The sequence below is a fragment of the Moritella sp. genome (assembly GCF_013215705.1).
GTDB lineage: Bacteria > Pseudomonadota > Gammaproteobacteria > Enterobacterales > Moritellaceae > Moritella.
The window spans coordinates 1-12,990 of record NZ_JABSQR010000032.1 but is presented as its reverse complement, the minus strand read 5'-3'; the positions used below and the strand labels follow the sequence as shown (position 1 = coordinate 12,990).

Here is a 12,990-nt window from a genome sequence, read left to right as displayed (position 1 = left end):
GAAATTAAAAAACAAAATCTCGTCAGTATTTTACATGTTACAGGTTTTCGTCTAGAAAACTTTGTAATTGCGCTTTTGATAATGCGCCAACTTTAGTTGCTGCTACAGCACCATTTTTAAATAACAATAAAGTCGGGATACCGCGAATACCAAATTTAGGTGGCGTGCCTGAATTTTCATCGATATTTAGTTTACCGATAATTACTTTACCTGCGTACTCTTCCGCAACGTCACTTAAAATTGGTGCGATCATTTTGCAAGGTCCACACCATTCAGCCCAGAAATCAACTAGTACAGGTAATTCTGAATTTATAACATCTGTATCAAAAGCAGCATCGGTTAGCTGAATAATTTTGTCGCTCATTTTTAACTCCAATAAAATAATTTTGTTACTATATATATGTGGCACTCATTGCCCTATTTCAATATATTTAAGTTCTTAATGCAAGCTTAACCTGATATGCTAATTAAATGAGCAAAAAACATCTTACAGAACATAAGTTCTCCCAGTTTGGCCTTAATGCCGACGTACTGTCTGGGTTAGAAGCATCAGGCTTCGAATATTGTACACCAATTCAAGCGCTTAGCTTGCCATTTGCCATCAAAGGTAAAGATGTCGCCGGTCAAGCACAGACAGGGACAGGCAAAACGATTGCATTTTTAGCCGCTATTTTCCATCATTTATTGAAAAAACCAGTCGCTGAAGATCGTCCAAAAAATAAGCCTCGCGCCATTATCTTAGCGCCAACTCGCGAACTTGCAATTCAAATTCATAAAGATGCATTACCAATCGCTAAAGCGACAGGCCTTAAAATGGGGCTGGTTTATGGTGGCGAAAGCTACGATCTTCAACGTGATAACCTTGCAAAAGGTGTTGATATTATTATTGGTACTGTTGGCCGAATCATTGATTTTGAAAAACAAAAAGCAATGGATTTGTCTGGTGTTGAAGCATTAGTACTTGATGAAGCCGATCGTATGCTGGACCAAGGTTTCATTAAAGATATACGCTATTTAATGCGTAAAATGCCGGAGCCAAAACAGCGCCTAAACTTACTGTTTTCAGCTACCTTTACTTGGGATATTCGTGAACTGGCTTATCAGCACATGAATGAACCAGAAGAAGTGACCGTAGCTGCAGAAAAAGTGACAGGCAGCAGCATCACTCAAGAGCTATTCCACCCGTCAAATGATGACAAAATGGCTCTGTTACAAACGCTAATCGAAGAAGAATGGCCAGAACGCGCGATTGTATTTGCTAACACTAAACACAAATGTGAAGACATTTGGGCTCACTTAGCAGCAGATAATCACCGTGTTGGTCTATTAACTGGTGATATTCCACAGAAAAAACGTAATAGTATTCTAGAACAATTTACCCAAGGTAAATTAGATATCTTAGTTGCTACCGATGTTGCCGCTCGTGGTCTACATATTCCAGCCGTTAGTCATGTATTTAACTACGATTTACCTGATAACTGTGGTGACTATGTACACCGAATCGGTCGTACTGGTCGTGCTGGTGCAGAAGGTCATTCAATTAGTTTCGCTTGTGAAAAATACATTTATAATTTACCCGCGATTGAAGAATTCATTGAAAGTACGATCCCTGTTTGTCATTACGATAAATCAGCGCTTCTAACTGATTTACCACGACCTGTGCATATTAAACGTGCGCGTCCAGGTAATTCAAGAACAATGAATGATCGCAATAACAGAACACGTCGTACTGGCCAACGTCAGCATAATACGCATAACAAAACCCATTAATTAAATAGTTTGTTTATAGATAAAGTGATTAGTGTGAGTAAAAAACGTTCGTCAAATTTATATGCTGTCATTGACCTTGGTTCAAACAGCTTTCATATGCTGGTTGTTCGTGAAATTAACAATAGTCTACAAACTGTAGCTAAAGTTAAACGCAAAGTGAGACTTGCTGGCGGCCTTGATGCAAACAATAATCTTGACCAAGCCGCGTTACGACGTGGTTGGGATTGCTTAAGTTTGTTTGCAGAACAATTACAGGATATTCCGACTGCGAATATTCGTATTGTTGGCACGGCGACATTACGCTTAGCGAATAATGTCGCGGAATTTCTGACGACAGCAGAAAAAATATTGGCTCATCCGGTAAATATTATTTCCGGAGAACAAGAAGCCGCACTTATCTACAAAGGCGTTGCCTATACCAGCAGTGGTCAAGGTAACCGTTTAGTGGTGGATATTGGCGGTGCGAGCACTGAACTCATTATTGGTGAACAAGCCCAAGCTAAATTACTTTATAGCTTTAAAATGGGTTGTGTCACTTGGTTAAAACACTATTTTACCGATGGAAAGCTCAATCAACATAACTTTACGCAAGCTATTGATGCGGCAAAAGCGGTGTTGAACCCTCTGCAAGAAAAGTATTTAACCTTAGGCTGGGATACTTGTATCGGCGCTTCCGGTACAATCCAAGCCCTGCAAGAAATAATGGTTGCACAAGGTGAAAACGAATACATAACACTGGCTAAACTACATCATATTCAACAGCAAGCTATTGCTTGTGGTCATGTTGATAACCTTAATATTAAAGGCTTAACAACCGATAGAAAACCAGTATTCACCAGTGGTTTAGCTATTCTTACCGCGTTATTTGAAAGCCTCGAAATTAACAATATGTTTTTAGCCGGGGGCGCGTTAAGAGAAGGCGTGATTTACGAAATGACCGGACTCCGTGCCAGTCACAATGTTCGCCAACAAACCGTCAATGGATTGATGATCAAACATCAGTTAGATCTAGAACAAGCTGAGCGTGTTAAACACACTGCGCTAAAAGCTTTCGATCAGTTAAAATCGACCATTGCAGCAGACGATGCTCAAGCCGGTCCCTTACTTGCTTACGTCAGCGGCTTACACGAAATCGGTTTATCCATTGATTATAAAAAAGCGCCACAACATGCCGCTTATATTATCGATAACACCGTGATGCTTGGTTTTACCAAAGCGCAGAAACAACTGCTGTCGGCGTTATTGATTAATCAGCGTGATGAATTAAATTTACCTCTGTTAGCGCAACAATCAGCAATCAGCTACGCCAGTGCGTTACTGCTTTGTCGTATTTTAAGAATCTCATGCACATTAGCCTTACGACGTACTGATGGTACGATCCCTGATTTCTCACTTACTCTCGCCGCAGAAAATACCTTAATCATCACCTTGCCAACGCAATGGTTAGCCCAGCATCCATTACGTGCAGCGGCATTAGCATCTGAATTAGAGTTACAAGCGAAGCAGCATCTGCCATTTCGTATTCAAGAGCGCTAGCCTCAATATATTATCGTCATGATAAAAACCAAAAAACCGAGCTTGATGCTCGGTTTTTTATTAACGCGACATGATTACCTATAAAGTAGTTATCTCTAAGATCATGCTCTTTAAATCATTAAACGTTATTTTCTTTCAACCATACTGCTACACGTTTAGCAAAATATGTCAGAATGCCGTCAGCACCCGCACGCTTAAAGCAAAGTAATGATTCTAAAACACATTCTTTCTCTTTTAGCCAACCATTTTGAATTGCTGCCATGTGCATCGCATATTCTCCACTCACTTGATAAGCAAACGTTGGTACACCGAATTCATCTTTAACCCGACGAACAATATCCAGATAAGGCATGCCCGGTTTAACCATTACCATATCAGCGCCCTCTTCGATATCCATCGCGACTTCCTGCAGGGCTTCATCCGAGTTAGCCGGATCCATTTGGTAAGTAACTTTGCTGGCACCTTTCAAATTACTCGCGGAACCCACGGCATCACGGAAAGGACCATAGTAATTAGATGCATATTTTGCAGAATAAGCCATGATTTGGGTATTTACATGTCCGGCTTCTTCAAGCGCGGCACGAATAGCGCCAATGCGACCATCCATCATATCTGACGGAGCAACAATATCAGCGCCTGCTTCAGCATGAGAAAGCGCCTGTTTCACCAATATATCAGTGGTAATATCGTTAAGGATATAACCGCTGTCATCAATAATACCGTCTTGACCATGCGTCGTGAACGGATCCAGCGCCACATCCGTCATCACACCTAACTCAGGGAATGACGCTTTTAACGCTCGAACCGCTTTTTGTACCAAGCCATTGGCATTATAGGCTTCTTCAGCCAGTAAACTTTTTTGTTCTAACGGCGTTACCGGGAAGATAGCAATCATTGGAATGCCTAACACGACCAATTCAGCGGCCTCTTCTAACAGTAAATCAATCGATAAACGCTCAACACCCGGCATTGACTCAATCGCTTCACGACGGCCGGTGCCTTCCAATACAAACATCGGGTAGATGAGATCATTCACCGTTAATTGATGCTCTGCAACTAAGCGGCGAGAAAAATAATTTTTACGATTACGACGAGGGCGACGGTTCGGAAAGCCGCCTAGAATAGTTTTACTCACGATATCTCCTTGCGAGGATAGGAATGCGAATTGGGCAACCAAGTTCAAGGATTTGAACTTGGTTATATGCTCATCTTACCGCGAGAGTAAGTGAATATCTGCACCTGGTACTGAAATAGCATCAACAATTACACTAATTGACGAATTAATCGCAGCCTTTTGATCTTCCGCCGGTAATGCATACACATAACTCGCCGTGGATAATAAGATGCACTCACATGTGGTGAGTAAGTACTGGATAGGTAAGTCCTTAATCGTGCCATTTTTAATACCGGCATTAAGCAATTGCGTAAAAAAGCCTAATACCTCTTGCCATATCGCCAGCTGGATCTTTTTATCAAAATACAGAGAGTGACTACACAATAGAATAAATGCCAGTTTTTGTGGCTGACAGACTAACCAAGTGACGCCGTTAACCCAAATCTCCGTTAATGGGAACACCGAATCTGGATCGTTTTTCTGTAACAGCGCCTGCGCAAATTCTTTTTTCACCTCAAGGTACAAGGCTTCAATTAACGCTTCTTTGGTCGCAAAGTGATGAAACAAGGTCCCCGTTGCAACTTGAGCTTCACGTGCAATCGCTGCCGTCGTGGTGCCGTGAAAACCATTGATCGTGAATAACGCTAATGCGGCATCCAAGATCAGTGTTCTTTTTGATTTAGTCATATTATCTCAAGAAAAATTTCAAAATTATTTTTTGTATCAAACTCCCATAAGGGGCATGAATAAAGCGCGTAGAATGTAATTTGCCTTGTTTCAATATGGTCTTTGATTTTGAAAAAGTACGGAAGCCTTCGATGCCATGATACTGTCCCATACCAGATGGACCAACACCACCAAACGGGGCATCGTCAGCAGCAAAGTGCATAATTGTATCATTGATAGCAACACCACCGGAAATCGTCTCACGTATGATCTGTTGTTGAATATTTCTATCAGAACTCATGATATATAACGCTAATGGATGTGGACGTTTTTTAATATAACGGATCGCATCATCAATCGAGTCATAAGGTAGAATGGGTAACAATGGACCAAAGATCTCATCTTGCATGAGCTGCATATCATCACTCACATTTAGCAATAGATGCGGTAACATACGGTGTCTTTGATCATCAAGGCTATTACCATCTTGCATTGTTTCTACTTGCACTCCCTTTTGCTGCGCATCTTCTAACCATGATTTAAGACGGCTATACTGACGATCATCAATAATATTGGTGTAGTCATCATTCTGCATAGCAGCTGGATAACGGCGATTAAACTCATTGCGGTACTCTTTCACAAACTCCGCGACTTTTGCACGTGGACAAAGGATATAATCAGGCGCAATGCAGATCTGTCCGGCATTAAGACTTTTACCTAACATGATGCGGTTAACGGCCAATTTGATATCAATATCAGGGGCGACAACAACCGGGGATTTACCGCCTAATTCCAGCGTCACAGGCGTTAGGTTATCCGCTGCGGCACGCATTACATGTTTACCAACAACCGTCGAACCAGTAAATAATAAGTGATCAAAAGGCAACTTGGTAAATGCCGCAGACAAAACCATCTCACCTTCAACAATGCACACGTCTTTACTATCAAACACTGATGTAATAATTTGCTTTAACACTTGATTGGTCTTCGGGGTAAACTCCGACATTTTGAGCATCGCACGATTACCGGCAGCAATACTGGTAATAAGTGGCATAACAGCCAGATTAATCGGGAAATTCCAAGGTACAACAATACCCACCACGCCAATAGGTTGGTAATGGATGGTGACACTTGCTGGTGCTAATAACAGACCAGGATTACGTCGAGTCGGCTTCATCCACTTCGCTAAGCGCGCTAGAGTATAATTAAACTGTGCCGTCGTTGGTAAGATATCAGCGATTAACGTGTCGTAACGAGAACGATGGCCGTAATCTTCAGAAACAGCGGTCAGTAACGCTTCTTTTTTTGCTAAGAAAGCCGCTTTAAACAATAATAAGCGTTTTTTACGTTCCGACATATCCCATTCAGGTTGGCTTAAATAGGCTTCTTTTTGCGTCGAAAAAATCTGCTCCATTGCTGCAATATCATCAATACCATCGCTATCATTCATTTTTATTTCCGCTACGCTCATCATGCTCACACCTCAATATAAAAACCGACTAGTTAGTCAATTAAAATAGACTGCTTAGTCGGTTTTGTCTAGTCGGTCATTTAAAAAATATAAATCAAACCATAGAAAGTGATAATGATCACAGCTTAGGTAACTGAAAAAACTGCTCTGTCACCTGTAAACTGCGGCTCAATAATAATTCTATATCTTCATTACGAGCTGCGGCAATCGTTGCCGCAACATGCGGTAGGTAGCAAGGTTCATTACGACGTGATTTAGGTTTGGGTTGCAAATTTCGTGGTAATAAATACGGCGAATCCGTTTCTAGCATTAATCGATCAGCAGGAATATCTCGTACTAACTGCAGCAAATCCATACCCCGGCGTTCATCACAGATCCAACCGGTAATACCAATATGTAAATCTAACTCTAGGCACGCAGCCAGATCATTCGCAGAGCCCGTAAAACAATGTAATACAGCGGCAGGTAGTGATGAACGATAGTCTTTTAAGATCGCAATAAAACGTTCGTTAGCATCACGCTCATGCATAAATACCGGCATATTTAATTCGGCAGCAAGCTCTAACTGCTTGGCAAAAGCGGCTTCTTGCATCGGGCGGGGAGAAAAGTCACGGTTAAAATCCAAACCACATTCACCAATAGCGACTACGCTATCATGTTGGGCTAATAATTTAATTTGCTGCCAGCTATCATCCGTCGCATGACGGGCATCGTGCGGGTGGATACCGGCAGTGGCATAAAGTTGTTGTGGATAGTCTTGGGTAAGTTGATAAGCAAGCTGGCTTTCGGCGATATCCGTGCCAGTAACAATTAAACGACGCACCCCTTGGGCAGAGGCGCGTTCAATAACATCAGGTAAATCTTTGTGAAAAGCAGCGTTTGTTAAATTCACGCCAATATCAATCAGTTCCTGTTTCTTCATCTTTGGTCTCGTCTTGTTTAACGTAAAAACGAGAAAATAATAAACCTAACTCAAACAATAGCAACATAGGTATCGCTAATAATGTTTGTGAAATGATATCTGGCGGTGTTAATAACATCCCCATGATAAATGCAGCAACAACAATATAAGGTCGTTTTTTACGTAAACTATCAGGTGTAGTCGCACCCGTCCAACATAATACTAATGTGGCAATGGGGATCTCAAATGCGAGACCAAACGCAAAAAATATTTTCAAGACAAAATCAAGATAGCTACTAATATCAGGCGCAAATGTTACCCCTTCAGGCGCCGCAGATGCAAAGAACTGAAATGCTAAAGGAAACACCACAAAATAAGAAAAAGCGACCCCAAGATAAAAAAGAAAAGCACTGCTAATGACCAAAGGCGCAATTAATTTTTTCTCATGTTTATACAAACCAGGTGCAATAAAACCCCAAACTTGGTACAAAACCCAAGGAATGGCAATAAAAGAAGAAGCAACCAGTGTTAACTTTATCGGCGTAAAGAACGGGGTCGCGACATCTGTTGCAATCATGCTTGTGCCAGCCGGTAATTGCGCAATCAAAGGAGCGGAAACCAACTGATAAATATCATTAGCAAAATACACTAATGATATAAAAATTAAGATAATTGCGGCACTAGCACGTAATAACCTATCTCTCAGTTCAATTAAATGCGTAATTAAAGGCTGAGTGTTTGGATTTGCTGCCATTTATTTTTTATCCTGTTCGATTGCCTGTTCTACTTTTTCAGGTGTATCTTCAACCAAAGATTTCGAGGTTGAAGTCGGTGTATTCACATCCGCATAAGGTCGCGTTACCGAGGCAGCTGCATCACGTAAAGAATCGATAGAGTCTTGCAATTCAGGACTGATATTATTCATTCCTAGTTGCTCAGCTTTTTTCAAATTATCATGCATTTCTTGAATTTTTAATTCATGAGACAACTCATCTTTCACTGAATTTGCCGCACTTTTAATGGTTTTTACCCAAGTACTCACGGTTCTAATCGCAACAGGCAGACGTTCAGGCCCTAATACTAATAGGCCAAGAACTGAAATAACGACAATTTCCCAAAATCCGATATCAAACATAACTTATGCCTGTTCTTTATCTTTTTTTGTTTCTTTTTCTACTTCCGTTTTTGCAACGTTAGTTTCTTCTAACACTTTGCTTTCTTCTTTTTTAGCATCTTTAGCGTCGTCACTCATGGCTTTTTTGAAGCCTTTAACTGCCGCACCTAGATCGCCACCAACATTACGTAATTTTTTAGTCCCAAATAACAAAAGAATAATTACAGCAATGATAATTAACTGAGTAACACTAATTCCGCCCATGATATAACCTTATTTAATATAATTGAATACGTCATTATTAACTTCGACCAGTATACAGTATATAGATAACATATTTACGACACTCTGATCTATGATAAATTTTTTAGCTTAACTCACTTATTGTCACCGTTATTTAAGCTTAAACCAGCCGACAATTAACAGCCCTGAGCCAATACTGGCTAACGTCGACGCTAGCGAACTGGTATCAGGATTGTACACGATCGCCGCACAAATCATAAGTACGCCACCACAACTCAGTAAATAACGACCTTTGTTTGCGTACGCTTGTTGCTGAGTAAATTGCTCCGCCTGGGTAAACAATTTATCTAATTTTGCTTGCTGCTTGGTCGCCTTAGTGAGCGTATCAAACACCAATTCAGGTAGTTCCGGTAACTTTTCAGCCCAAAATGGCGCGCGTTGTTTTACCGCAGAAAACACGGCTTGTGGCCCCATCTGTTCCTTAACCCAACGCTCAAGAAATGGCTTAGCCGTATCCCATAAGTCTAGCTGAGGATAGAGCTGACGACCTAATCCCTCAATGTACAATAATGTCTTTTGCAATAATACTAACTGCGGTTGCACTGTCATTTCGAACTTACGTGCCGTCGCAAATAAATTCACCAGCACATGACCAAAAGAAATTTCAGCTAATGGTTTTTCAAAAATAGGATCGCACACAGTACGGATCGCAAATTCAAAATCATTGACATCAACATAGGATGGCACCCAGCCAGAATCGACGTGTAATTCAGCTACTTTACGGTAATCACGATGGAAGAAGGCTAACAGATTCTCAGCTAGGTAACGCTTGTCTTCACGATTTAAAGTACCGACAATGCCACAATCAATGCCAATCCAACGCGGATCTTCAGGCGTTTCATAAGAAACAAACACATTACCAGGGTGCATATCGGCATGGAAAAAACTATCACGGAACACTTGGGTAAAAAAGGTCTCAACACCACGTTCAGCCAATAACTTCATATTGGTGCCCTGCGCTTCTAACGCAGTAATATCGGATACTGGAATACCATAAATTCGCTCCATCACAATCATATTTTTATGCGTGAAATCTGGATATATCTCGGGTACATATAATTCTTTAGAATCCAGGAAATTACGACGTAACTGTATTGTATTCGCCGCTTCACGTTCTAAATTCAATTCATCAAGAATGGTTTTTTCATAATCAAGAACCACCTCAAGTGGTCTCAAACGTGCAGCCTCGGGGACTAATTTCAGTAATACTTTCGACAGTCGTTTCATCAACTGGGTATCAGCACGAATAATCGGTTCGATATCAGGGCGGATAATTTTAATAACGATTTCTTCGCCATTACTTTTTAACTTAGCGGTATGAACTTGGGCAATGGATGCTGATGCTAACGGCACGGGATCAAAGTCATCAAACACATCATCGATTGATTTACCTAATGCCTGCTCAATTTGCTGCATCGCTAATTGACTGTCAAACGGTGGCACTTGATCTTGCAGCATTGCGAGCTGTTCGGCAAATTCTTGCGGTAACAGATCACGACGTGTTGATAGCATTTGTCCGAATTTAATAAAAACAGGACCAAGTTGCTGTAATGCTAGTTTGATACGCTCTGCTGGTGATTTGTCTGTATGTTTATTTTTAATCCAAAAAATAGATTTTCGACATAATCGTGCTGATAACGGCTGCAATTGTGTAGGTAACAATTCATCAAGACCGTATTCCAACACCACTTTTTGGATATAATAAAAGCGCTTTAACTCGACCAATGTCATTTATGTATCATCCTTACGCGACAATAAGGCTAGACGCATTTCAAATTGCTTACATTGCTGTTCTAACTCATTCACTTCATCACAAAAATTCACGATTTCTAATGCTCCAGGCGCGAGACGTATTTCTTCAATTAAATACTCTGCAACGTTATGACGAACAATCGTCATATTTTTTTGCAACCAAGCTTGGCTTGATTTTGCAGTTTGTAGTAGTTTATGTGCCGCAACATCTCCAGTATAACGGGATAGGTGCTCTTCCCAATCGATATCTAGCTCTTTTAAGATAATACTAAACTTGCTGGCAATCATAGGATCACCACGCATATCTAATTCACCTTCTTTAATCAATGCAGTGAATTGCGAACTATCTTGTAAGCGAGAAAGGCTCGACAACTTTATATCCATACAGCAATCAGCTCTGCCGTCATACTTGACTAACACATCGATCTGAGATGAAAAAATAAAATAAAGTGGCTTTGGCAACTCCGCAATATTTACTTGTAACACTTTACCTTTTAGCGACGCGATCTTATCCACGGCATTGGTATCTGCTTTTAATAATTGATTCAAAAATGTTTCAATCCCAGCAGTAACAAGCATTTCGATTGGCATCAGCATTCCTTAGAATTTGTAACCACGGTGCAGCGCAACAATACCACCGGTCAAGTTGTGATATTCAACGCTTTCAAAACCAGCTGTTTCCATCATACCTTTTAATGTTTCTTGATTTGGATGCATACGGATTGATTCGGCCAGATATTGGTAACTATCACCATCATCCGCAATTAACTCACCTATCTTAGGTAGAATATTGAATGAATAAAAATCATACACTTTATTAAGCATTTCAGAATCTGGTTTTGAGAATTCCAGAACTAATAAACGCCCACCTGGTTTTAATACACGAAACATCGATGCCAGCGCTTTATCTTTGTCTGTTACGTTACGTAAGCCAAATGCGATAGTGATCACATCAAAATGATTGTCAGGGAAAGGCAGCGCTTCTGCATTAGCTTGAACATATGTCACGTTACCAACTATACCTCCATCACGTAATTTTTCCCGGCCCACTTTTAGCATCGAATCGTTAATATCAGCAAGCGTTACAGCACCCGTATCACCAACAAGACGTGAAAACTTCGCAGTTAAATCACCTGTACCACCGGCAAGATCTAAAATTTTATGACCCGGTCTTACACCACTGCAATCAATCGTAAAACGTTTCCATAGACGATGAATACCCATAGACATAAGGTCATTCATGACATCATATTTAGCCGCTACTGAATGAAACACACTCGCAACCATATCGACCTTTTGGTCGGACTCTACAGTTTTATAGCCAAAATGAGTGGTGTTATTTGATTTATCTGTCATCGAGCTGTCCTTAATATCAGTTTAAGCGGTTAGTTTACTGCAACTCAGAGCCAACTGAAAACGAAACAAATCATTTAATCTATAAAAGGCAAAAAATACCGCCTTGATGAGCGGTATTAGAATAGAACAAACAAATTTAACGCTTAAAGTTAATTATCTCTGATTTGTCTAAATGTATTTTCGTCACACTTGGTTTGGTTTCTGCTAATATTTTACCCGTGCGGATAACATAGTGAGGTGCAGTCTGACGACTAATCGCATCATAACCAGAGTCTGCAGGTAGGTTACCTAGTTTACTTTCGTCATACCATTACGTTCAATACCTTCAAATAGAGTACCAGACATATGTCAGTTTGGCTCTCCAGCTGTTTGCGTAGTATCTAAATGTACATGTAGCTAGATGACGGTAAACCACCTTCACCATCAATAATATCGCAACCGGTACTATCTAGCTCACTGCATGGTTTAATTGCAGAGTAAATACCATGTTCAATACGGATATCCACAAATTTATTATTACGATAAAGTAAGCACAGCACACCCGATTACCATATTCACAAGGACAAGTTGACCCACAGAAATACCCATACAACAACGGGAACGGCGTGGCAGGCCGCTTATCTTTTACAACAGGAATTGTGGAAGTGCAGAGAAATTCCTAGAGCATGTCCATTCATCAGAACGAGCGATCCGCACAATCTATTCGGTATTTTATCACTGAATTTTAGGCACAAAAAAAACCTCTATTGCTAATAAAAAGTTTTCGATTTAGGCTTTCGTTGTTGTTGGCAAAGAGAAAGCGGACGGTTTTCTACAAACCACAACCCGCGCCCCCGGCGTGACAGGCAGCAGTTTTAAAATAAATAGTCTAACCAACTGAATACGACTCATAAGAATAAGCGCTCCGCACAATCTACGTTTTGTTCTTCACTGAATTTCAGGCACAAAAAAAGCCTGAATCTTTCGATTCAGGCTTTCGTTGTTTGTTGGCGGAGTGGACGGGACTC

Annotated in this window: 14 protein-coding genes; 2 read left to right on the top strand and 12 right to left on the bottom strand. The window is 40.7% G+C overall.

Annotation, left to right across the window (positions count from 1 at the left end; translation table 11 throughout):
* Window positions 1-37: 37 nt before the first annotated feature.
* Window positions 38-364 carry a thioredoxin TrxA gene (gene trxA / locus HRT96_RS18275; protein ID WP_293159571.1) on the bottom strand — a complete coding sequence of 109 codons (327 nt, stop codon included), beginning with the start codon at window positions 362-364 and terminating at the stop codon, window positions 38-40.
* A 107-nt stretch (window positions 365-471) separates the two neighbouring features.
* On the opposite strand from trxA, the gene rhlB reads away from it, so the two are divergent.
* Both rhlB and gppA read left to right on the top strand, forming a co-directional pair.
* A complete protein-coding gene (gene rhlB / locus HRT96_RS18270) occupies window positions 472-1,770 on the top strand; it encodes an ATP-dependent RNA helicase RhlB (protein WP_293159570.1) in 1,299 nt (432 codons plus the stop codon).
* A gap of 33 nt (window positions 1,771-1,803) precedes the next feature.
* Window positions 1,804-3,306 (top strand): guanosine-5'-triphosphate,3'-diphosphate diphosphatase, encoded by a 1,503-nt coding sequence (gene gppA / locus HRT96_RS18265; RefSeq protein ID WP_293159569.1) that lies wholly within the window; start codon window positions 1,804-1,806, stop codon window positions 3,304-3,306.
* A gap of 118 nt (window positions 3,307-3,424) precedes the next feature.
* Here gppA and hemB read toward each other — a convergent pair whose 3' ends face one another.
* The 11 genes from hemB to HRT96_RS18210 form a co-directional block, all read right to left on the bottom strand.
* Window positions 3,425-4,441 carry a porphobilinogen synthase gene (hemB, locus tag HRT96_RS18260; protein WP_293159568.1) on the bottom strand — a complete coding sequence of 339 codons (1,017 nt, stop codon included), beginning with the start codon at window positions 4,439-4,441 and terminating at the stop codon, window positions 3,425-3,427.
* 75 nt (window positions 4,442-4,516) lie between these two features.
* A complete protein-coding gene (locus tag HRT96_RS18255; RefSeq protein ID WP_293159567.1) occupies window positions 4,517-5,107 on the bottom strand; it encodes a TetR/AcrR family transcriptional regulator in 591 nt (196 codons plus the stop codon).
* A gap of 1 nt (window position 5,108) precedes the next feature.
* Entirely contained in the window at window positions 5,109-6,557 is a 1,449-nt protein-coding gene (locus tag HRT96_RS18250; RefSeq protein ID WP_366052311.1) for a coniferyl aldehyde dehydrogenase, read from the bottom strand.
* Between the two features lie 118 nt (window positions 6,558-6,675).
* Window positions 6,676-7,479: a TatD family hydrolase gene (locus HRT96_RS18245; protein ID WP_293159565.1), complete on the bottom strand. Its 804-nt coding sequence runs from the start codon at window positions 7,477-7,479 to the stop codon at window positions 6,676-6,678.
* Window positions 7,457-8,212, bottom strand: a complete 756-nt coding sequence (gene tatC, locus HRT96_RS18240) for a twin-arginine translocase subunit TatC (RefSeq protein ID WP_293159563.1) — start codon at window positions 8,210-8,212, stop codon at window positions 7,457-7,459. The genes HRT96_RS18245 and tatC overlap by 23 nt, the downstream gene beginning before the upstream one ends.
* Window positions 8,213-8,593, bottom strand: a complete 381-nt coding sequence (tatB, locus tag HRT96_RS18235) for a Sec-independent protein translocase protein TatB (protein ID WP_293159561.1) — start codon at window positions 8,591-8,593, stop codon at window positions 8,213-8,215.
* A gap of 3 nt (window positions 8,594-8,596) precedes the next feature.
* Entirely contained in the window at window positions 8,597-8,836 is a 240-nt protein-coding gene (gene tatA / locus HRT96_RS18230; RefSeq protein WP_293131926.1) for a twin-arginine translocase TatA/TatE family subunit, read from the bottom strand.
* Between the two features lie 129 nt (window positions 8,837-8,965).
* Complete coding sequence (gene ubiB / locus HRT96_RS18225) at window positions 8,966-10,606, bottom strand: ubiquinone biosynthesis regulatory protein kinase UbiB (protein ID WP_293159559.1); 1,641 nt, start codon at window positions 10,604-10,606, stop codon at window positions 8,966-8,968.
* Entirely contained in the window at window positions 10,607-11,218 is a 612-nt protein-coding gene (locus tag HRT96_RS18220) for an SCP2 sterol-binding domain-containing protein (protein WP_293159557.1), read from the bottom strand.
* Window positions 11,219-11,227: 9 nt separating this feature from the next.
* Window positions 11,228-11,983, bottom strand: a complete 756-nt coding sequence (gene ubiE, locus HRT96_RS18215) for a bifunctional demethylmenaquinone methyltransferase/2-methoxy-6-polyprenyl-1,4-benzoquinol methylase UbiE (protein ID WP_293159555.1) — start codon at window positions 11,981-11,983, stop codon at window positions 11,228-11,230.
* Between the two features lie 380 nt (window positions 11,984-12,363).
* Window positions 12,364-12,522: a hypothetical protein gene (locus HRT96_RS18210; RefSeq protein WP_293159553.1), complete on the bottom strand. Its 159-nt coding sequence runs from the start codon at window positions 12,520-12,522 to the stop codon at window positions 12,364-12,366.
* Window positions 12,523-12,990: the final 468 nt, after the last annotated feature.